The 22,272-nt window shown below is 34.3% G+C and carries 20 protein-coding genes; 12 read left to right on the plus strand and 8 right to left on the minus strand.

Features of this window, described 5'->3' with window-relative positions; all coding sequences use genetic code 11:
- Nucleotides 1–265: 265 nt before the first annotated feature.
- Complete coding sequence (locus NiCM35_RS10825; RefSeq protein WP_433779471.1) at nt 266–1,381, minus strand: NADH-dependent flavin oxidoreductase; 1,116 nt, start codon at nt 1,379–1,381, stop codon at nt 266–268.
- Between the two features lie 260 nt (nt 1,382–1,641).
- Here NiCM35_RS10825 and licT point away from each other — a divergent pair, with 260 nt between their 5' ends.
- The 9 genes from licT to NiCM35_RS10870 all read left to right on the plus strand — a co-directional run bounded on the left by licT (nt 1,642) and on the right by NiCM35_RS10870 (nt 13,259).
- Nucleotides 1,642–2,478 (plus strand): BglG family transcription antiterminator LicT, encoded by an 837-nt coding sequence (gene licT / locus NiCM35_RS10830; RefSeq protein WP_095334160.1) that lies wholly within the window; start codon nt 1,642–1,644, stop codon nt 2,476–2,478.
- 140 nt (nt 2,479–2,618) lie between these two features.
- Nucleotides 2,619–4,496 carry a beta-glucoside-specific PTS transporter subunit IIABC gene (locus NiCM35_RS10835; protein WP_163188462.1) on the plus strand — a complete coding sequence of 626 codons (1,878 nt, stop codon included), beginning with the start codon at nt 2,619–2,621 and terminating at the stop codon, nt 4,494–4,496.
- A 12-nt stretch (nt 4,497–4,508) separates the two neighbouring features.
- Complete coding sequence (locus NiCM35_RS10840) at nt 4,509–5,942, plus strand: 6-phospho-beta-glucosidase (RefSeq protein ID WP_095334156.1); 1,434 nt, start codon at nt 4,509–4,511, stop codon at nt 5,940–5,942.
- Between the two features lie 379 nt (nt 5,943–6,321).
- Nucleotides 6,322–7,062 carry a 5-oxoprolinase subunit PxpB gene (gene pxpB / locus NiCM35_RS10845; protein WP_235973172.1) on the plus strand — a complete coding sequence of 247 codons (741 nt, stop codon included), beginning with the start codon at nt 6,322–6,324 and terminating at the stop codon, nt 7,060–7,062.
- Complete coding sequence (locus NiCM35_RS10850; protein ID WP_433779474.1) at nt 7,050–8,024, plus strand: 5-oxoprolinase subunit C family protein; 975 nt, start codon at nt 7,050–7,052, stop codon at nt 8,022–8,024. The genes pxpB and NiCM35_RS10850 overlap by 13 nt, the downstream gene beginning before the upstream one ends.
- A gap of 233 nt (nt 8,025–8,257) precedes the next feature.
- Nucleotides 8,258–9,481: a Bcr/CflA family multidrug efflux MFS transporter gene (locus tag NiCM35_RS10855; RefSeq protein ID WP_095334152.1), complete on the plus strand. Its 1,224-nt coding sequence runs from the start codon at nt 8,258–8,260 to the stop codon at nt 9,479–9,481.
- Between the two features lie 249 nt (nt 9,482–9,730).
- Nucleotides 9,731–11,083 (plus strand): glycoside-pentoside-hexuronide (GPH):cation symporter, encoded by a 1,353-nt coding sequence (locus tag NiCM35_RS10860; RefSeq protein WP_123258987.1) that lies wholly within the window; start codon nt 9,731–9,733, stop codon nt 11,081–11,083.
- 95 nt (nt 11,084–11,178) lie between these two features.
- Nucleotides 11,179–12,234 carry an alpha/beta hydrolase gene (locus NiCM35_RS10865; RefSeq protein WP_123258988.1) on the plus strand — a complete coding sequence of 352 codons (1,056 nt, stop codon included), beginning with the start codon at nt 11,179–11,181 and terminating at the stop codon, nt 12,232–12,234.
- A gap of 158 nt (nt 12,235–12,392) precedes the next feature.
- Nucleotides 12,393–13,259, plus strand: coding sequence for an AraC family transcriptional regulator (locus tag NiCM35_RS10870; RefSeq protein ID WP_123258989.1), 867 nt, complete (start codon nt 12,393–12,395; stop codon nt 13,257–13,259).
- 368 nt (nt 13,260–13,627) lie between these two features.
- Here NiCM35_RS10870 and NiCM35_RS10875 read toward each other — a convergent pair whose 3' ends face one another.
- The 4 genes from NiCM35_RS10875 to NiCM35_RS10890 form a co-directional block, all read right to left on the minus strand.
- Nucleotides 13,628–14,389 (minus strand): SDR family oxidoreductase, encoded by a 762-nt coding sequence (locus tag NiCM35_RS10875; protein WP_095334144.1) that lies wholly within the window; start codon nt 14,387–14,389, stop codon nt 13,628–13,630.
- A 91-nt stretch (nt 14,390–14,480) separates the two neighbouring features.
- Complete coding sequence (locus NiCM35_RS10880; protein WP_095334142.1) at nt 14,481–14,765, minus strand: MerR family transcriptional regulator; 285 nt, start codon at nt 14,763–14,765, stop codon at nt 14,481–14,483.
- A 203-nt stretch (nt 14,766–14,968) separates the two neighbouring features.
- Nucleotides 14,969–16,627, minus strand: a complete 1,659-nt coding sequence (locus NiCM35_RS10885) for an ABC transporter ATP-binding protein (protein WP_433779477.1) — start codon at nt 16,625–16,627, stop codon at nt 14,969–14,971.
- 109 nt (nt 16,628–16,736) lie between these two features.
- Nucleotides 16,737–17,567: a radical SAM protein gene (locus NiCM35_RS10890; protein ID WP_433779479.1), complete on the minus strand. Its 831-nt coding sequence runs from the start codon at nt 17,565–17,567 to the stop codon at nt 16,737–16,739.
- A 321-nt stretch (nt 17,568–17,888) separates the two neighbouring features.
- Here NiCM35_RS10890 and NiCM35_RS10895 point away from each other — a divergent pair, with 321 nt between their 5' ends.
- The 3 genes from NiCM35_RS10895 (at nt 17,889) to NiCM35_RS10905 (ending at nt 20,920) form a co-directional block, all read left to right on the plus strand.
- Nucleotides 17,889–18,644 (plus strand): MurR/RpiR family transcriptional regulator, encoded by a 756-nt coding sequence (locus NiCM35_RS10895; RefSeq protein WP_164463934.1) that lies wholly within the window; start codon nt 17,889–17,891, stop codon nt 18,642–18,644.
- Between the two features lie 80 nt (nt 18,645–18,724).
- A complete protein-coding gene (locus NiCM35_RS10900; RefSeq protein WP_095334130.1) occupies nt 18,725–20,179 on the plus strand; it encodes a glycoside hydrolase family 1 protein in 1,455 nt (484 codons plus the stop codon).
- 351 nt (nt 20,180–20,530) lie between these two features.
- Nucleotides 20,531–20,920: a hypothetical protein gene (locus NiCM35_RS10905; RefSeq protein ID WP_123259904.1), complete on the plus strand. Its 390-nt coding sequence runs from the start codon at nt 20,531–20,533 to the stop codon at nt 20,918–20,920.
- Nucleotides 20,921–21,102: 182 nt separating this feature from the next.
- Here the strand turns inward: NiCM35_RS10905 and NiCM35_RS10910 are convergent, their stop codons facing one another.
- The 3 genes from NiCM35_RS10910 to NiCM35_RS10920 all read right to left on the minus strand — a co-directional run bounded on the left by NiCM35_RS10910 (nt 21,103) and on the right by NiCM35_RS10920 (nt 22,112).
- Nucleotides 21,103–21,348 (minus strand): ferredoxin family protein, encoded by a 246-nt coding sequence (locus NiCM35_RS10910; RefSeq protein WP_047943252.1) that lies wholly within the window; start codon nt 21,346–21,348, stop codon nt 21,103–21,105.
- A 31-nt stretch (nt 21,349–21,379) separates the two neighbouring features.
- Nucleotides 21,380–21,796, minus strand: a complete 417-nt coding sequence (locus tag NiCM35_RS10915) for a hypothetical protein (protein ID WP_123258999.1) — start codon at nt 21,794–21,796, stop codon at nt 21,380–21,382.
- 151 nt (nt 21,797–21,947) lie between these two features.
- Nucleotides 21,948–22,112: a hypothetical protein gene (locus tag NiCM35_RS10920; protein WP_433779483.1), complete on the minus strand. Its 165-nt coding sequence runs from the start codon at nt 22,110–22,112 to the stop codon at nt 21,948–21,950.
- Between the last annotated feature and the right edge of the window lie 160 nt (nt 22,113–22,272).

Below are 22,272 nucleotides of genomic sequence, written 5' to 3' on the forward strand. Positions count from 1 at the left end.
GAACAAGGTTAGTAAAATCCAAGATTTATCTATGGAATAATTAGAGACGGAATTTTGAGGCTGCGGAGGAAAACCATTTTGAAAATCTATCAGTTTGAAAATAATATTCCCACTTTAACTGAATAAACATTCCTGTCATTTTAGGGGAGAAGTCCCTAAAATTATATTTCTCATAGAACGGTTGCAAATGCATCCTTTGATTTCCAAAAAATAGACATCAAAAGCACCTACTTAGCAGGTGCTTTTGATATAGCTGCATTCTTTTTTATACACCAGGGAACCAGCCAGGTGCATTGATAATTGCATTCCAGAGTGGATCTGGAATGACAAGTTCTTTTTGTTTTTCTTTATTTAGGGTTGTAACAATGGTATCTTCTTTTCCTTCCGCTAGCTTTTGAACCCAATGAGGTTCGATAATAAGGCCTCTACCTAATGCCAGCAAAGATACTCCTGTTTGAAATGCTTTTTGAGCATCCTCTGCAGTATAAATAGAGCCAACGCCAATTAACGGTACACGATTATTGATAGTTTCCAGTAAATAGTCAATGCGTGTTTTGGATAAATCCTCTACTCCTCTTCTTGGTGTTGAATGGAATTCCTGAAGAGAAACATGTAAGTAATCCAGGACCTTATCAGCAAGTTTATCCACTAGTGCAAGAGTATCACCCATGGTAATTCCAGGTGTTTCAGGCTCCTCAGGAGAAAAACGATAACCAACAATAAAAGGAGAGGTAGCATGTTTTGCGACTACACTTTTAACCTTATCAATAATGGCTAAAGGAAAAGTCATTCGTTTTTCAAGATTTCCACCAAAGCGATCTTCGCGGCGGTTAGAATGAGGAGAGAAAAATTGCTGAATAAGATATCCGTTTGCTCCATGAATCTCTACTCCATCATAACCAGCTTCAATAGCACGGCGAGTTGTTTCTCCGAAAGCATCGATAATAGCTTCGACTTCAGCTTCTGATAATTCTCTTGGAGTAGCATTTCCTTCTCCTTCAGCAGGAATATTACTAGCACTCACGACATCTCCATTTACTAAGTCAGGAGGGCACATTCGTCCACCGTGGAAAATTTGCAGAACTGCTTTTGCGCCTTGTTCTTTAATACGAGAAGCTAATTTTGTCAAGCTAGGAATAAATTCATCGCTATAGGCAGCAAATTCCCCAGGAAATCCTTGACCATTACGCGTAACATTTGTACAAGCAGTAATAACCATGCTAACTCCAGTAGATCGATGGGCATAATAATCGACTTCTTCTGCTGTGACTGTTCCATCTTGATTAGAAGAGAAATTAGTCATGGGAGCCATAACGACTCGATTTTTAAGGGTTACACCATTAGGTAGGGTAAAAGAAGATAAAAGCTCTTTGTTATTCATCTATGATTTTCTCCTTTTTTAAAAGTATTAGTGTCATTATATAGCAACAAATACTTTGGATAAATTTTAATGCTTACATAGTTTTTCCGTTTTATTTTAGGAATAAACAAAGACAGCTTGTCTCGAAATTTTAAAAAATATCAAATTGACAGTATAAATTACCTATGATAGACTGATTTTAAAGGATTGTTACCGCTTTATTGTGGGCTATACCTATTTTTTGTTGTAGTGAAAGAAAATAAAAGAATAGGGACTATCTTATGAACGTATGGAAAGTAATTAATAATAATATTGTATTGTCTAGGAATGATGATGATCAAGAAGTTGTCATTATGGGTAAAGGACTTGGCTTTAAGAAAAAAGCTGGTGATGCTATTGATGAATCGAAGATTGAGAATATGTATCTCAGTTCAAAGGAATGGAGCGTCAATAAATTAACCCAAATGCTTTCTTCTATCCCGTTGGAACATATTCAGGTGGCAAATGAAATCATCAGCTTTGCAAAAGTATCGCTTGGAAAAAAATTAAGCGAAAACATCTTCTTAACGTTAACCGATCATATCAGTTATGCAATTGAGCGCTATGAGAATGGTATGGAAATTAAGAATGCTCTTCTTTGGGAGATTAAAAGATTTTATAATCATGAATTCTTAATTGGGAAAGAAGCGTTATCGATTGTAAAAAATCGACTCGGTGTTGACTTACCGGAAGATGAGGCTGGATTTATTGCTTTGCATATCGTGAATGCAGAGCTTGATATGGGGCAAGTAAGCAAAGTATCGGAAATGGCAAAGGTTATCCAGAATATCCTTAATATTGTAAAGTATCACTTCAAAATTGATTTGGACGAGTATTCCCTTAATTATGAACGATTTATCACCCACTTGAAATTTTTCTTTCAACGAATGTTTAGTGGTGTTAAATTGGATGATGCCGGAACGTCTAGTTTTATTTTCATGCTGAAGGAAAAGTATACAGATGAGTATGCTTGTGCGCTGAAAATTAGAGAGTATATTAAGAAAGAATTTGGAAGAGAATTAGAAGAAGATGAGTTAATCTACCTGACGATTCATATAAAAAGAATAACCAGTGATTAGGATTGTTACTGATAATGCAGGCTATACCTAAATGAACCTCTACTGTTTATGAGGTTTCATTTAGGTATTTTTTTATTCCTTTTAGACTACAACTACAACAAATATTTTTTAGCTTATAAAAATAATGGAGGGCAAACCAGATGAATTATCAAGATTTGGCTAAAGTAATTATCGATAAAGTTGGTGGTGAGGAAAATGTTAAAAGTTTAACTCACTGTGCTACACGGTTACGATTTAATTTAAAGGACGATCAGAAACCAGACGAAAAAACATTGAAAAGTACGCCAGGAATAATGGGAGTAGTTAATAAAGGTGGACAATACCAAGTCATTATTGGTAGTGATGTTGGAAATGTGTATAAAGAAATTATTACACAAACCAATATTGCTAATGATGAAGCGAAAAGCCAGGAAGAAGATAAGCGTTCTGTTTTTGCAAAGGTAATCGATACGATTACAGGAATCTTTACTCCGATTCTGCCAGCAATTACAGCGGCAGGGATGCTAAAAGCAGTGCTTTCTATATTAGTAGTGTTTAAAGTTTTAACAACAGAAAGCCAAAGTTATCAGATTATTAATTTCATGGCAGATGCAGCTTTCTACTTTTTACCTATTTTACTAGCTGTTTCATCTGCTCAAAAGTTCAAAGCCAATCCATTTTTGGCGATGATGGTAGGGGGAATCTTGCTGCATCCTAACTTTGTGGCAATGGTTAATATTGCGAAAGAAGGCGGAGAAGCCATTAAACTAATGGGACTTCCAATTTCAGCCGTTTCGTATTCTTCTTCTGTTATCCCGATTATTCTTTCCGTTTGGTTTATGTCTTATATTGAACCACTTGCAGATAAGGTTTCACCGAAAGCGATTAAGTTTTTTAGTAAACCAATGATTACTATTTTTATAGTGGGAACAGCAAGTTTAGTAGTATTAGGACCAATCGGTTATTTAATCAGTGATGCGATCTCAAACGGAATCACTGCATTAGAATCTGTAAGTCCATGGATCGTGCCATTATTGGTTGGTACATTTAGTCCATTACTTGTGGCAACTGGTACGCACTACGGTCTGGTGCCAATTGGAATTAACAATCGTATGACAACTGGTTATGATACCGTGATTTATCCAGGTATGCTTGCATCGAACGTGAGTCAAGGGGCTGCAGCTATTGGAGTTGGTGTTAAGTCAAAAGATAGTTCAATTAAACAATTAGCTTATTCTGCTGGTCTAACTGGTTTGTTTGGTATTACAGAACCAGCTTTATATGGAGTAAACTTACGCTTTAAGACACCTTTATATGCCGCTATGATTGGTGGAGCAGCAGGCGGGCTATTCATGGGTATTTGTAGAGTCCGTAACTTTTCTGGCGGTTCACCTGGTCTATTAACATTACCTAGTTATATTGGAGATAATACACTAAGTTTCTTCTATTATGCATGTATTGGCGCGGCTATTAGTATTGTTGTCACATTTATTGCGACATTAATCTTATACAAAGACCCTGTGGCAGAAGAAAAAGAGGAAGCTAATGAATCAACAACAAAGGAAACTCCTAATTTGAGTATCGGTGGTGCAACAATCGTATCTCCGCTGCAAGGAAATTTACACAGCTTAAAACATGTAGATGATGGAATGTTTTCTGAGGAAATATTAGGACAAGGTGTAGCCATTGAGCCAGCTGAAGGGACTGTGCTTTCCCCTGTGAATGGAATAGTTAGTGCGATATTTGAATCAAAACACGCCATTGGTATTACTAGTGAAGACGGAGTGGAGCTATTGATTCATGTAGGGATTGATACCGTTCAATTGAATGGAGAAGGATATGAATATTTTGTTGAGAAAGGACAAGAAATTCAAATAGGAGACAAATTGATTCAATTTGATTTAGAGGGAATCAAAGCAAAAGGATATAAGGTAATTACACCTGTTGTTATTACAAATTCAGCAGAAGTAGGAGATATTCTAATTGCAAATGAAGGTCCTATTCACTTTGGTGAAGAAGTAATAAAAGTAATGAAATAGGAGGGATAAACAATGGGATTTAGAAAAGATTTTTTATGGGGCGGTGCGACCGCAGCGAATCAATGTGAAGGCGGATTTAATGAAGGTGGCAGAGGTCTAGCAAATGTGGACGTTATTCCAACTGGTCCTGATCGCAGAAGTATTATTACGGGTAAAAAGAAGATGTATTCTTTTGAGGAAGGTTATTTTTATCCTGCAAAAGAAGCAATCGATATGTATCATCGTTATAAAGAAGATATTGCTTTGTTCGGAGAAATGGGCTTTAAAACTTACCGATTATCGATTGCATGGAGCCGCATTTTTCCAAAAGGGGATGAAACGGAGCCAAATGAAGAGGGACTACAGTTTTATGAAGATCTATTTAAAGAATGTCATAAATATGGAATCGAACCGTTAGTGACGATTACTCACTTTGATTGCCCGATGCATTTAATTGAGCAGTATGGCGGATGGCGAAATCGAAAGCTGATTGATTTTTATAAACGTTTATGTACCGTATTATTTACTCGCTATAAAGGGCTTGTTAAATACTGGCTTACTTTCAATGAAATTAATATGATCCTGCATGCTCCGTTTCTTGGCGCAGGCCTTTGTTTTGAAGAAGGAGAAAATGAGGAGCAAGTAAAATACCAAGCTGCCCATCATGAATTGGTTGCAAGTGCGGAAGCAACAAGAATCGCCCATGAAATTGATCCAGAGAATAAGATAGGATGCATGCTGGCAGCTGCAAGTTACTATCCTTATAGCTGCCGACCAGAAGATGTTTGGGAAGGAAAGCAAAAGGATAGAGGAAATTACTTTTTCATTGATGTTCAATCAAAAGGTGCCTACCCTGCTTATGCACTCAAAGAATTAGAGAGAAAAGGCATTGAGGTAGAAATGACCGCAGAAGATTTAGAAGTCTTGAAAAATCACACAGTTGATTTTATCTCTTTCTCTTATTATGCTTCTCGTGTTGCGGTAGCTGAAGACTCTAATGTGGAAAAAACGGCGGGCAATTTGTTCCCTACTGTTAAAAATCCATATCTTCAATCTAGCGAATGGGGATGGCAGATTGATCCATTAGGTTTACGTATCACGATGAATGATTTATATGATCGTTATCAAAAACCTTTATTCATCGTGGAAAATGGTCTGGGTGCAGTCGATACACCAGATGAATTTGGATATGTAGAAGACGATTATCGCATTGAGTATCTTGCTGCACATATTCAAGCGATGAAAGAAGCAGTCGACGAAGACGGTGTCGATCTGCTTGGCTACACAAGCTGGGGATGCATTGATTTGGTATCAGCAGGAACTGGCGAAATGAAAAAACGCTATGGTTTTATCTACGTAGACCGCGATAATGAAGGAAACGGCACTTTAAATAGAGCAAAGAAAAAATCGTTTCATTGGTATAAAAAAGTAATAGCTTCCAACGGGGAAGACTTAACTAACGAATAATAAAGATAGTTTACAATGCGTGCAAGAATTTCTTGTACGCATTCTTTTTTTAGAAAGGATGGGGAGTCGCAAGTAAGAGAGGTAGAAGCGCAAGAAAAGGATGGGGAGTCGCGCAAGTAAAAGTAAAAAGGCACAAACAAAAAAGCAAGCAGCACAAGTGAAATAGATGATTTTCCATTTAACATACTCAAATGTCGAGTAAACGGAGAAAAGAGACTTAAATAAGCAATCTAGCTATTACTTTATTTGAATATTTTAAAAATTAACACAGTTGTATTTACAAACAATAAATAGAAGTTTATCATATCCCATATAAAGTTAAGAGAAAATGAGGAGAGTCCCATTTAGAATATAAGCTTAGTGATAAGAGGTGAGTTCATTGGAACTAATACCCCCGAAAACCAATAGAAAGATAGAATTTCTGCCAATGGGAGAACAGATTTTAATCGTCCAGTTTGAGGAAATATTATCAATCGAACAGAATCAAATAGTGCAGCGTTTTGCTGAGGTGATCAAGTCTTTAAAAATTCGAGGTGTTAAAGATATTGTTAAAGGTATGTGCAATTTCTCGATTTTATATGATCCGCTACTAATAAATTTTGAGCAATTAAAAGATAAGCTTATCCATATTGATTTTACAGAAGTTAGCGGGCGAGAGAAAGAATCACGGATGGTTCATATTCCAGTCGTTTTTGATGAACAGTATGGTCTTGATTTATCTGAGTTAGCAAAGAAATTGGGCTTTAGTGAAGAGGAAATCGTCGAAATAATAACTTCAAATGCTTATTATGTCTATATGATTGGATTTATTGCAGGCTTGCCATATATGGGGAATCTAGATGAACGAATTGCTGTTCCCAGAAAATCTAATCCAAGAGTTAAAGTCCCCAAAGGTGCGGTTGCTATCGCTAACCAAATGACTTCTATTTATACAGTCGAATCTCCAGGAGGATGGCATATAGTTGGATGGACACCAATGGATATTTTTGATGAAACAAAGAATCCTCCTAACTTTATCACGGCAGGAGATTATGTTAAATATGAGCCTATTTCAGCTGAAGTCGCCCATAAATGGAACAGCCAAGTACAAAAAGAGTGGGATCAATTATGGAATATATAAAGTGTTTAAAACCAGGCTTATTAACAACCATCCAAGATTTGGGGAGAACGTCTTATCAGTCATTTGGTGTTTCAGTCTCTGGTGCAATGGACCCTCTTTCCTTGAAGCTAGCTAATATTATCGTCGGCAATCCACCTGACTATGCTGCTTTAGAAATAACATTATTAGGACCAGAAATACTTTTCGAAGGAGAAGGGATTATTGCGATTACTGGGGCAGATTTATCACCAACATTAAATGGAAAAGCGATCCCTATGTGGAAAGCGATCCATATCGAGGGTGGAGCTGTTTTGAAGTTTGGAAAAGGGAAAAATGGCTGTCGCAGCTATCTTGCTATCCTTGGCGGGATTGATGTTCCAGAAGTAATGGGAAGTAAATCAACTTTTATTCGCGGAAGATATGGAGGGATGGAAGGAAGAGCCCTTCAAAGCAATGATTACATTCCAATAGGACCGTTTAATCCTAAGTGGATGAACCTAGTAAAAAATCGGAGAATCCCTGACTGTTATATTCCGAATTTTTCAAATGATGTGGTTAGATTTGTATGGGGACCGCATAATAGGGAATTTGAAGGAGAGTCAAAGGAGCTATTTGTAAAAAGGTTATATCAAGTGACCAATCAATCAGATCGAATGGGATACCGTCTTGATGGAGATCCGCTAGTACATAAGAAGTCTGCAGATATACTTAGTGAATTTGCAGCACCAGGAACAATTCAAGTCCCTGCAAATGGTAAGCCCATTATCTTGATGGCAGATTGCCAAATGTCTGGTGGTTATACAAAAATCGGCATGGTCATAGGCACAGATATTCCCCTAGTAGCTCAGAAAAAGCCTGGTGATACAATTAAATTCCATCCTATATCGATATTACAAGCTCAAGAAGAATGGAAAAGGCAAATGAAATGGCTATCTATTTTAGCTGCAAATAATCTACGTTTAAACCGGAAAACAGCAATTTGAAAAATTGGGCAAGAAGATAATTTTTAGATATAAAATACACCATCCTTCATATGAATAAATGACAGTACTTTATTATAAAAAATACTTATTTTAAAAAAGTGAGCTTAATTAGTGAAATATTCCATGTTTCATAATACAATATTTAAGTATGCTTCCTTCTTTGAAAGAAGCATTTTTTTCAGGTCATTATTCAAATAAATAATAAATATTTCATATTGAAAGGCGATGAAAAGTTGAATTCATTAACCAAAACGAAACGATTACAAATTGCTTTTCTATTGGGATCTCTTTCCCTATTAGGTCCATTTACAATAGACACATATCTGCCGGCATTTCCAACTATTGTAGAGCAGTTTCATACGAATGCATCCTTAGTTCAAGTTAGTTTGACAACATGCTTGTTAGGGCTTGCTTTCGGGCAGTTAATTATTGGACCAATGAGTGATGTCCAAGGACGTCGCAAACCGTTGCTTACATTTCTTGGCTTATATTTACTATCTTCGTTAATATGTGCAATCGCACCAAATATTTATATGCTGATAGGTGCTCGCTTTATCCAAGGCTTCGCAGCAGCAGGAGGCCTTGTTATTTCAAGAGCAGTCGTTCGCGATCTTTATAGTGGAAGAGAGCTGACGAAGTTTTTCGCAACATTAATGTTAATCGGAAACCTTGGTCCAATTGTAGCACCAATTATAGGCGGAGCTATTCTTTCTTTCGCGAGTTGGAAAGTAGTTTTTCTTGTATTAACCTGTGTTGGAATTATTTTGACTTTAGTCGTTGCTTTTAAATTGGAAGAAACATTACCAGTGGAAAAACGTGTACCAAGCAATATTAAAAAAGTAGTCTCGAATTTCGGTTCTTTACTGAAAGACCGTGAATTTGCCGGCTATGCCTTTACACAAGGTTTCACAACGGCAGGAATCTTTGCCTATGTTTCTGGTATTTCTTTTGTCTACCAAAATATTTATGGCGTTTCCCCACAAGTATTTAGTTTATTGTTTGGAGTAAACGGGGTTGGCTTAATTATCGGAACGCAAATTGTTGGACGATTATCGAGATTTTCAGAGAAAACATTCTTGAAGAGTGGTTTAGCTCTATCCATGTCCGCATCGATTTTATTAGTAATTGCTATTTTAGTGCATGCACCATTAGTGGCGGTAGCGATCCCTATTTTTCTTTTCGTTACCTCTATTAGTATTATTGGAACCTCGTCTTTTTCATTGGCAATGGAAACAAAAGGGCATATGGCGGGAAGTGCATCTGCCTTACTAGGACTATTACCTTTCTTATTAGGCTCTTTAACAGCACCACTAGTAGGAATCGGCGGAGAACATACCGCTGTGCCGATGGGAGTTATTATTTTCGCATCAAGCTTACTAGCATTTTTGTCTTACTATATATTGGTTCGTAAATCAGCGGTAAAGATGAATACACCTAAGCATATTACGCATAATTAATAGGATTACTGCAAAAAGGCACCTTCAAATAGAAGGTGCCTTTTTTATGAAGAAAACTAAAGCAAAGGAAAGAAATTTGAAAATATTTATAGGGTTAGCGGTTATCTATTTTTAAGAATTAAAAAATGTCAGAAAACGACTGTGTTTAAGTTAAAAAATGACGAGATTATTAGTATTAGGTTAGATTAAAATGAATAATGTAAGCGTTTATAAAATGGTATATTTTCTATTTTAAGGAGAGGTTTATGAATGCCAATTAAGCAGACAACGTGGAAAGAGAGAATTAGTTATGGCTTTAGTGATACTGCTTCAAATTTAGTGTATTCCATGATTACAACTTATTTAATGTTTTTTTATACTGATGTATTTGGTCTTAGTGTTGCTTCAGTAGGAACTTTATTTTTAGTGGCCAGGATACTTGATGCTATTGATGGACCAATTTTTGGCATTTTAATTGACAGAACAAGTACGAAATGGGGGAAGGTTAGACCCTATTTCCTTTGGTTTGCACTACCTTTTGGGATTTTGGCTATCTTGGCGTTTACGACCCCTAATTTTAGTGATTCTGGAAAATTGATTTATGCTTATATAACGTATATTCTATTAGGAATTTGCTATTCAGCTATCAATATCCCGATCACAGCTATCTTGCCAAGTCTAACAAGTGATCCAAAAGAAAGGAATATATTAGTCAGTACTCGAATGGTTTTAGCTACTGTAGGTTCGACGATAGTTAGTATTGGCACTTTACCTCTCGTTCAGGTATTTGGTAATGGAAATCAACAAAAAGGATTTATGTTAACGATGACATTATTTGCTGTTATCGGAATTATTCTTTTTCTCGTTACCTTTTTTAATGTAAGAGAAAAGGTGGGGAATACAGGAAGTGACCAAGTGGTACCATTTAAGTTAGCTTTAAAGACTTTGAAAGGAAACACTCCTTGGTTCATTTTATTCTTTGTTAGCTTCTTTACCTTTATCTCATCAATAATGAAATCATCTACAACTGTTTATTATTTAACCTATAACTTAAATAGACCTGATTTAATTGGAATTATATTAGCATTAGCTTCATTAAATATTATTGCATATTTTTTAATGCCTTTGGTTGCTAATAAAATGGGTAAAAGAAATGTGATGATATATGGTTTGATTTTAACAATTATTGGTCAGTTTATCCTTTATTTTGCGGCTAGTACTCTTTCGGTTTCAATATTGATAATTGGTACAATTATCGGTTCGATTGGTGGTGGTTTTGCTATGGGGGTTTCATTTGCTATGAATGCTGATACTGTTGATTATGGTGAATGGAAATCAGGTATCCGTGCACAAGGATTTTTGTCTGCAACCCCTGCTATTGGTGTTAAGGCTGGCATGGGAATTGGTGGAGCTCTTTCAGCATGGATTTTAACGGTTGGAAAATATGTTCCTAATCAAGAACAAATTCCCTCTGCTTTAAGAGCAATTGAAATTAATTTTATATGGGCACCGACTATTCTATCTTTTATTAGCATTCTATTGCTTTTATTCTACAAGTTAGATAAACAGGAAAAGCAAATGATTAGTGAATTAAATGAGAGAAGATCTAATTTAAGCATATAAATAATGTTTCGAAGGAAATGCTTAAAGTTGACTGGTGATTTTATACAATTAGAGGCAAATAGGCTAAATTCAAAAGGGATGGGAGAGGAAAATTTATGAAGTATACTGAAGCATTAGATGAACTAAAAAATAAACATGCGCAAGATGGATATTTTGTGAAATATGTACCTGGATTACAAGAGGAATCTGGATTTCTAGATCCTAATGCCAAAAAGGAAATTCAGATGTTCCAACAAGAGAATGAAAATATAAATCACCAACCAACTCTACAGGAAATCCGTGATTCTATGGGCTGGAGAGCAACAAAGGATATTGCTGTACTCCCATTAAAAATCGAAGAAAGGGTGACGGATAGCAATGTTAAAGTAAGGATTTACCAGAAAAAAGCATTAAAGGAAAAAGTGCCCGCGCTTATTTTTATTCATGGTGGAGGATTCTTTGGAGGATCCCTAAATAATGTTGAAAATCCATGTAGAGCTCTAGCAGATAAAGCAGATATTAAAGTCATCTCTGTGGATTATAGTTTGGCTCCAGAAAAACCATATCCCAACGGACTTTTAGATTGTTATCATGCTGTCAAGTGGGTTTACGAAAATGCTGCTGAATTAAGCATTGATCCTAGGAAAATAGCTATTGCAGGTGATTCAGCAGGAGGGAATTTAAGTTTTACAACATCATTATTAGATCGAGCGCTTGGAACAAATTTTATAAAAGCGGAAGTTCTTATTTATCCGGCAACTGTTTTAAGAAGTGATATAAATGGAGAATTATGGGATTTAAAAAAGTGGGGAATGAAGGCTGATAAAGCACTTATTAGTGAATATATTATGAATTTCGCCTCCTCGTGTGACAACGTTGATAAGATGTATGCACCATATATTCAGCCAGATATTCCTTTTATTGCACCGTTATTCGCAAGTCAATTAGCTGATATGCCTAGCACATTATTCCTAATTGGCGAATTCGACCCGCTAAGAATACAAGGGGAGAAATTATTTAATCTTATGAAAGAGGAAGGGGCATCAGTAGAATATATTCGGTACAATGGTATGATACACGCTTTTATGGATAAGATTGGAGATTTTCCACAAGCGGAAGATCTCATAAATGAAACAGTCCAATTTATTATGAATACATTTACAACAGTTTAAGATAAGTTTAATTTTTGAAAAAATAGTAATGAGATAGCTACTCTGTTTCATTGAAGATAATATATTGAAAAAAGAGAAGAGAGTTTTTTTAATATTTATTATAATGTAAAGGAGAGTGTGTTTTTTCTCTTTTTTGATAATTCTTTCGGGGTGTTAAGATGGAGTATAAATATGAATTTATCAAAACCGATGATAATTTACCAATCAAAATAATTTATCATAAGTCAAATGAGCCTAGTTTTGTCCCAAGTCATTGGCATGATAGTATAGAATTGTCGTATGTTCTCTCAGGAAAGATTGAACAAATTTATATTGATGGTTCTGTTTATTGTTCAAAACAAGGAGATATTGTTTTAATAAATTCGAATTCCATTCATGCTTTTTCCCTCGATCGAGGAGAAAATAGGAGAGCTCTTTCCTTATTCATTCCATATGAATTTATAAAAGCTATCTATAACAATATAGATCAAGTTTCTTTTGATTGTATATCAATTAATGAAACTAGTGAACAAAAATCATTATATTTTAATGAATTGCGTGAAAATTTAGATGCGATATTAAAAGCTTACTTAAATATAAAGCATAATCCCTTAGAGACTATTAAAATAACGGGCTTAATCTATGATTTAGTTTATGTATTATTAAAGAATTTTTCATCTAATAAGAAAATTAGGGGAGAAATAAAAACAAATAAATATCTTGATAGACTAATGAAAATTACAAATTACATTAAGAATAATTATAATCATAATCTACCTATAGGTTTAATTGCGGAAAAATTTGATTTGTCAGCTGAATATTTATCCCGTTTCTTTATAAAGCATATGGGGATGACAGTGCATCATTATATTAATGCAATTCGACTAGAAAAAGCGTATCGTGACTTAATGAATTCAGATCACACTATTTTACAAATAGCATTAGAGCATGGTTTTCCCAATGAAAAATCTTTTAATAGGGTATTTAAGGCTATTTATAATAAAAGTCCATATCAATATCGTAAAGAAATAAAAGGGAAGAAGTAGCTTCTTTTGATTAAGTGATATTTAGTATTTTGGATGAAATAATTATTAAAGTGTGGAACTAAAATAGTTCATAAAACTAGTAAGCTATTTGAAAAGTTTTTCGGTATCCTTTATAAATGGAATAATAACAGGGCAAGAAGTTGATAGAAAGAAAACTCACCAATTATGGCGAGTTTTCTTTCTCAGTTATAAATTTAATATAAGAACCAGTTGTCACTTAACATGATTCTAGTAAATTTCATTATAAACAACTGATATTTAAAATTCGAATAAAAAAAGTTCCTAAAATAGGAACTAGGATTGTAGAAAAAATACTATTTTCTCTACAATCTAAGAGTAGGCTAAGGCACTACTCTTTTACTTTTTCTTTACTCAATCATCTTCTTCATCGCCTCATACATATTCTCCACATGCTTATCCACTTCATCACGAGACATCCGCAAACGATCTACGGAGCTGCCATAGCCAATTTCTAGCTTTCCTTCTTTTAACCCTTGGAATATTCCATCGGCAAACTCGTTTAATGGCTCTCCTGCTGTATGTAACCCGGCACCGCCTAAATCTGTATTTACAGCTGGAGGGGCAACTTCAATTACTTCTATAGAAGTGTCGGAAAGCTGATGTCTTAAGCTGACAGTGAATGAATGCATGGCTGCTTTGGTTGCTGAATAAATGGGTGCAATAACCATCGGCGTAAAGGCTAAGCCTGATGTTACGTTAATGATGGCCGCATTTTCTTTTTCTGAAAAATAAGGTGCAAATAGCATAGACATTTGAATAGCAGCTTCCATATTGATTGTAATTTCTTTGTTGAAATAACTCCAATCATTTTTCGCGTCCGCTTTTAGCACATTAAACCGTTGTTGAATGCCTGCGTTGTTTACTAATACATTCACTTCTGGATAGTGCGCTGTTACCCACTCAAATAATTTAACACGTTCAGCTTCTACAGAGAGATCGCTCACATATGTAATCAAGCTAGGATATTTTTCTTTTGCCTGTTGAAGTGCTTCTTCCCTGCGGCCACAAACAACCACCGTATTTCCTGCGTCGATGAATCGTTCTGCAAAAGCTAAGCCAATTCCGGCATTTCCGCCTGTAATAAGAATGGTGTTATTAGAGAGCTTCATTGGGATTCCTCTTTTCCAATTATTTTATATTCTATTTAATTTCTTCCTATATTCTTTCCGCGATCTTTTCAAGTATCGTGAAATTTTCTCATCAATTCCTTTTAGGGACTTCCTTCATTAACGAGATTTCAGCGATTACATCTTGTTTGTGATTTTCCATCATGGCAAGGCGCAGCTGGATGGTGCTGTTTCCTTCGATAATCCAATCAATATATTGTTTAATTCTTGTTATAGATATATGCGTATTTTTTAAACAAATAATGGTTCGGAATGGTGCCATCTGTTTTTCGGAAAATAATCGCCTTTCAGCTTCATCGCGTTCTAGCAATGGAAGTAATCCATGTGTTTTATAATATCTTAACGTTGATTCAGGAATATTAAATTTAGCTGATGCATCACTGTTATTTCATTCGGAGATCTCCAATCATTGTCGACAAGATTAGTATACGGCTTAAACTATGGTTTAAGTCAAGCAGGCTGATGAAAGGGATCTCAAATCAATAAAAAAAAGAGCAAATTATTATTGCCCTTTCTCTTTTCCTTAATTAAATAAATATTTATTTCTGATTTTCTTCCTAATCATGCTAAGAAATGCACATAGGAATGTGGTCTGTGCATAAGTTGTTCGAATGAGCCGAATTCTACTATATTCCCATCTATCAAAACAATAAGTTCGTCATAAACAGATAAATTTTCTTTTTCAAAATGATGAGAAACAGAAACAACAGTTAGTTCTTTATCTAGTAAGACTATTTGTTCAATTTCCTTAGCAGTTTCCCTATCTAAAGAGGATGTTGCTTCATCCATAAGGAGAATTTCACGATTTCTTAGAAATGCTCGTGCTATTTCGATACGCTGTCTCTGTCCCCCAGACAAATTCTTTCCGTCTTCTCCAACTTTATAATCTAGCCCTTTATCAAAAATTACTTCAGTTAGTCCAGCCCGAGAACAGGCATTTATAATATCTGCTTCACTGTAATTTTCTCCGAGTATTATATTATTTCGAAGCGTATCATCAAATAAGAACGGTTTTTGATTAATCATGGATATTGTTTTATAAAAAGAAATTGCATCAACATCTAGAAAGTTTACGCCATCAAGTTTTATAGTACCTTGATAATTTTGAATTCTCTTTTGAAGTATTTTCAATAAGGTACTTTTTCCTGAACCTGAAGGACCGGTAATAAGAATTTTTTTTCCTTTTTTTATTTCAAGGTTTAAATCTGAAAGAATCATTTTATCTCCTATTTTGTATGTGAGATTCTCACATGTTAATGCATCTTTAAAAGAGATTGCTTGATGATTAGCAGGTATATCGGGTGTGCTTTTTATAAAGTTTTGAATTCTATCACGAATTTTTTTGGTAGTTAATATGTTATTATACTCTTCCAATGAATCAAGCGCTGGAGCAATAATAGTATTAGAAAGCTGAATAATTGCTAGAACTGTTCCAATAGTAATAACCCCTCGAGTGGCAAGGATTATTCCATATAGATTAACAAAGAAAAAACCACAAAGCCCAAAAAAACCTACAATATTATCTGAAAGTACACGCCAATTATTTAATGTCGCAAAACTTCTTTCAACAGTAGAATTATATGTAATATGATCATCAATCATTCGCTTTTCCATACCATATCCTCGAATAGTGTCTATACCTGTAAAAGCATCCTTTACCTTTCCAGTATAAATTTCATTTTTATTTGTCCAGTCTTCTGTTTGATTAACAATCCTTTTTTTAAATAATTGTGGGATAAGACTAGGAATAATAAACACTACTATTAATAGAATAGCCATCGTACTATTAAGAAAGAAAATAGCACTAATAGATATGAAAAAAATTATTAGGTTTAGAATAATTTTTAATAAGGAGTCATAATAGTTGGTTTGAATTAATTTTAAATCATTTAATAAGAATGAAACATAAGATGCAGTATTCTTCTCTTGAAGTAAATTATCTGAATAAATAAAAACTTTAAAAATTTTTTGTTTTAAGGCTGAAATCTTCATAAAAATTATCTGATGTACAGTAAAGTTATATAATGTTTGACTAATCATAATTAAGAAATAACCGCCAATAGTAAAGATAATTAAATTTACAAGAGGAAGTTTATTTGCGGCTTCAAAATAATCGAAAACTTCTTTAAAAACAAATGCTTTAAAGGTATTTTCAAATGCTGCAAATGGTAGCAAAAAGATAAAAATAATTAACCATTTTTTATTTATATTTTTAGACAAGTAGTCACCTTCTTTTAAGTTGATTCTTTACAAAAGAATTTTGGTGTTAAAGGAAAATTAAATAATATTATGAATTCTATCTAATTTAGAAACGATATCCTCTATTCTATCATGGTGTTTTGCGATTAAATCGAAAAACAATTTTTGTTTCTTTCCTTTTACTCTTACAACTAATCTCTTGATATGGATTTTCATTAGTTCTTTTACATAAGACACATCTGAAGCGAGCAATACATAACTCACACTCTTTTCGTACTTTCGTTTTGGAATGAAATATTTCAGGATAACTCATAATTTTTTTCCAGACATAATTTATATCTTCGTTAACTATATTGGTGATTTTTTCAGAGGTATTAACAAATAAATGGCATGGCCAAATGTTTCCATTTGGATCGATAGATAGTAACTCCAAACCAGCTTCACAAAAGTGAAACCAATCTATTTCTTTCGAAAAGAAATAAGATAATATATCAGAAGTGTTAGTTCTCATAAAATAAGATTGTTCATTTAGAAACTCTTCAAAGTCTTCTTCAATTTCTTCTCTAACTATATTATAAACATAATTAGACGTTCCTACTTCCCATACATCATTAACTGCTATATTTGGTATACCAAAGTCACGATAGATTTGTTTAGCAATTTCTTTTTTTGAATAAAGCTTATTAGTAGAAGGAGAATAAGTTGCTTGAATGGAAAGAATTTTATCAGGATTTGTCATTTGGATTTTTTTTACATTATCTAGTATTCTTTCATACGTTGGATTATTTTTAATATCTCTTCTATACTTATCATGAATTTCTTTTGGTCCATCTATACTTACAGTAACTTTAAAATTATACTTTAAGATTAAATTCATAATAGTTGGATTTAATAAATTTGTGCCATTAGTCTGCATCATAAAAGTTAGATGAGGATATTTCTCACAGAAATATTTAATCATCTTAGGCTAAAACATTGTGAGGGAATCTTCAAAAAGGCCAATAAATTTAACCGCAATTAATTCCATTACAGTTTTTAGAACGAGTAGGTATCTCAAAGTTTTTTTTCTTCATTTGAATTTCCTCCTTTCTAGTATATTAATGCAAATATAGAATAATTAGAAAAAAAAGTAAATAATAGAAAAAGAATATTCATAAAATATACAGAAAATAAATTATTTTGATTTTTATTGAAAGGTGGGAATCTAACATTTACTCATCATTCTTTCAAATTCCTAACCATTCCTACAATAATATGATACGATCATCATGAGGTGGAAATTTTGGAACAATTAATTTATACCCTTTTAGCGTACATAAATAATTCTTTAGAAAAAGATATTAACTATTCCATCGCCAATAGTTTCCTGGAAAATATTCATCATATAGAAGGCTATTCTTTAGAAATGGCTGCGGAAGTATGTAATGTTGCCCCATCTACAATTAATCGTTTCTGTAAGCGAATTGGCTTCCGTAACTTTTCGAATCTCCGCAGTAGTGTTGCTTATCATGGGGGAATGTATGAGGAAAGGGAAAAGAGCTTAACTACAGAAACATTTGAATTAAAACTAAAGGAAAATATCGAGATAATGGAAAGAATTTCCAGAGTACAACTAGACCGTATCATAAAAAAGATTCATGAGTCTAAAAGAATTGTCATATTAGGATTTGAAAAACATCAAATTCAAGCGATGGAGCTTCAAAAGCAATTATTTCTGCTCGGAAAGCTATGTGAATGCAATACGAATTTTTTTAAACAATTGGAAACAGTCTCTCATTTGACAGAAGAAGATATGATTATTACCATTTCCATTGAAGGAAACATCCTGACAGAAGCGTTAGCAATCAAAGAAAAAATTAAGGCAGCAAGCGGGAAGAAATTGCTAATTACTTTTTCAGATTCCGAGAAGCACGAACATATATTTGATGAGATTTTACAATGTGGAAAAATTGATAATAGTGCTGTGAGTAGTTATACCTTATTACGTTTGTTTGATATTCTCATCTATCACTATCAAAAACGATATCCTTCTTTTTAACTGGTCTGAAAGAGACCAGTTTTTTCTTTTTTGTAAGCGTATCATTATAGGTAGAGATTAGAAAAGGGAGGAAACATATAATGAAGAAAAACGGATTTCCTGAAGGCTTTTTATGGGGGGGAGCTACAGCTGCCAATCAATTAGAAGGTGCGTATAATGAAGGCGGGAAAGGATTATCGATCTTTGATATGGTCACATTCGTTCCAAAGGAAGAACGTGGCGATGATATCGAGATGGATGTGAAGAGCAAAGCGGAATTAGAAGCACTATTAGCTGGCAAAGGCGGCGACAATTTTCCGAAACGTCGCGGGATTGATTTTTATCATCGCTATAAAGAAGACATTGCTCTTTTTGCAGAGATGGGCTTCAAAACATTCCGTCTGTCTATTTCTTGGCCGCGTATTTTCCCGAATGGGGATGACTTGGTGCCAAATGAAGAGGGCTTAGCTTTTTATGATCGAGTATTTGATGAGTTGGCTAAATATGGAATTGAGCCGTTGGTGACGCTATCCCATTATGAAATTCCACTGAACCTTGTCCAAAAATATAATGGTTGGGTAGATAGACGATTAGTAGATTTCTTTGTTCATTATGCTGAAACTGTCTTTAACCGCTATAAGGACAAGGTGAAGTATTGGTTAACGTTTAATGAAATTAATATCTCAACCCTATCCCCTTACATTGGTAGTGGAATTTTAATTGATGAGGTAGAGAATAAAGAACAAGCTATTTATCAAGCTTTACATCATCAATTTGTGGCAAGCTCTAGAGCAGTGAAGGCATGTCATGAGATTATTCCTGATGCACAGATTGGCTGTATGCTGGCACGTATGGAAGTATATCCGGAAACATGTAATCCAGATGATGTATTAGCAGCATTAGAAGAGGATCAGAAGAATTTATTTTTCACAGATGTTCAAGTGCGCGGTTATTATCCAAGCTTTATGCTGAACTACTTTGAGGAAAATAATATTCAGATTGAAATGCTTCCAGGGGATGAAGAGCTGCTTTTACAGCATACTGTTGATTTCCTATCTTTTAGCTATTATATGTCTATGGTTGCAAGTGGAGCACCAGATAAGAAAAAAGAAAAAGGAAACTTCTTCTCTGGAGTGAAAAATCCATACTTAGAATCATCCGATTGGGGCTGGCAAATCGACCCGAAAGGATTGCGTATTACGCTAAAGAAAATGTATGATCGATATCAAGTACCTTTATTTATCGTTGAAAATGGATTAGGTGCACATGATAAAGTAGAAGAAGATGGCTCTATTAATGATGATTATCGTATTGAATATATGCGGGCACATATCGAGCAGATGAAAGAAGCAATTAAAGAAGGTGTAGACTTAATTGGCTACACAAGCTGGGGCTGTATTGATCTTATTTCTGCCAGCACCTCTGAAATGTCTAAACGATATGGCTTTATCTATGTAGACCAAGATGATTATGGAAATGGAACATTGAAAAGAACGAAGAAAAAATCATTTGATTGGTACAAAAATGTCATTGCGACAAATGGCGAAGAATTATAATCTTTGCTTAGATAAAAAGTGCTGTCCCTTTTGGGCTTCAGCACTTTTTTTATAGACTATTTTAGAAAAAGTAGAGCAATCCGATTTTTGGAAATGATAGATTTTTTAGAATTAATAAACAAATCATAATATATTGATATAATGAAAACTATATGTTAAAATGTTCCAGTCAAGCATCTTCATTAGTGGAGTTTAGAATTTATTATGGTTAAATACTGAATAATATTCTAATTTTTCTAATAATACATAACAGTAGGGTAACATATGTTGACCAAGTGTTTAGATAGGCTACATAATACTTACGGTTTATAAAATAGTAATTATATTATATGCATATAAGGAGAGATTCAGATGAAATATCTTTCTCTATTTATGGTCGCGTTCCTATTCTTGCTTGCAGGATGCGGGAATTCAGCCGAAGAGAAAAAAGAGGAACCAGTGAAAAAAGAAACGAATGCAGACCAAGAAACAAAAGCAAAAGAATTAACAGATGAAGATAAGAAATTTATTGCTCTGTTGGAAAAAGGCGAATATCAACAGATAGTTGATGAAACAATCCATCTTGCTAGTGATGCCCAAGTCAATTTTTACTTTTTAGCCAATGCTTTTAAAGCAGTTCCTGATTATTCATTAAGTAAAACATATTTGAAAAAAGCGAAGTATATTCCAGCGGAAATTGAAGATAAAGTAAATAAATTAAAAAAAGATATAGATGCTAACGTGGAGAAAGAGGGAGCTTAAGCTCTTTAATATCGTTAGATAGGTGCTTGACCACTAATTAAGATGTAAGGAAGAACCTTGTCAGAAGATTTCTGGCAAGGTTTTTCATACTTTGAAAAGGATAGCATAAGGCAACCAATCAATACTATCCCTAAACGAAAAAAAGAAAAACAAATCAACTAAAAAAGTTGATTTGTTTTTCCTTATCCTTCATATGATTTGTAAAAATCGATAGCCTTCTGGATATAAGGCTGTTCTTCTGGTGGTACCTCTTCTTCATGATAAATGGCGGAAACTGGACATACTGCTTCACATGCACCACAGTCAATACAAATATCGGGATCAATATAGAATTGATCTTCTCCCTTTGCGATACAATCAACAGGACAAACATCTACACAATCTCCTGCTTGTTCATGCATACATGGTGAAGTTATAACGAAAGGCATGGAATCTCCCCTCCCCTTTACTTAAATAATATTAAGATCTAATGTTTAGTAGTACTTCATTCATTCGATTTATATTTTCGCGGATTTTTACAGCACTTAAGTAATCAATTTTATCATGATAACTTTCAGGCTGTTCTCTTTGCTCATCAATGGACATATGCTGATATTCATCAATGCCCCCTGTTGATGCTTGATAGTCCTCCATTAAGCTAGCTTCCAATTGTTGAACCATATTGTTTATTCTATCAAGACTTTGTGTCATCGAGCTGGCTGTGTTGATGATTTCTTCGTTTGATTTTGGAAAGTTATCCATTTTGTTCTTCTGTTCTTGTAAATCATTCTTCACTTGCTGAAGCAAAGGATCTTTGTCAGCATCTACTTTCATATGATCAAGTATTTGTAACGTGTCGCCTATCAATATTTGCAATCTCTTGGAGGCGTTTTCCATGGAAATCCCACCTTTAAGCATTGTATCTATAAAATGGACATAATATCGGCTTTCTATACATCTTACGAGAGTTCTCGCTATTTTCTAGGCGAAATGTGAGTAATCTTTTTTTATGGCGATGAAAGAATCGCAAATTATTGTAACCCACAGTTTATGGCATTTTGCCAATCGGCAGCTGCCGATTTTTTAACTGACAACACGCCTGTGATATTTGATACTGCGTCAAGTATTCGATAAAGGTCATATTTGTTATATGAACAAACAGCTTGGAAAGATAAGCATAATCATATTGGAGATGCTTTGCTACGACTTTCAATGTGCAATCCTGACTGTAGTGGCTGTCTACATATGAAAAACTTTCATTTATATTGAGTATGCAACAGGCATTAAATTTGTGTTCTCTACTAAATTACCACATATATCATAAAGAAAACTTTTATGGCGATAAATAGACAAATTGGGTGTCACCTTTAAAT

Origin of the sequence: Niallia sp. M35, from assembly GCF_050971705.1 — a bacterium.
Classification (GTDB): Bacteria; Bacillota; Bacilli; order Bacillales; family Cytobacillaceae; genus Niallia; species Niallia circulans_A.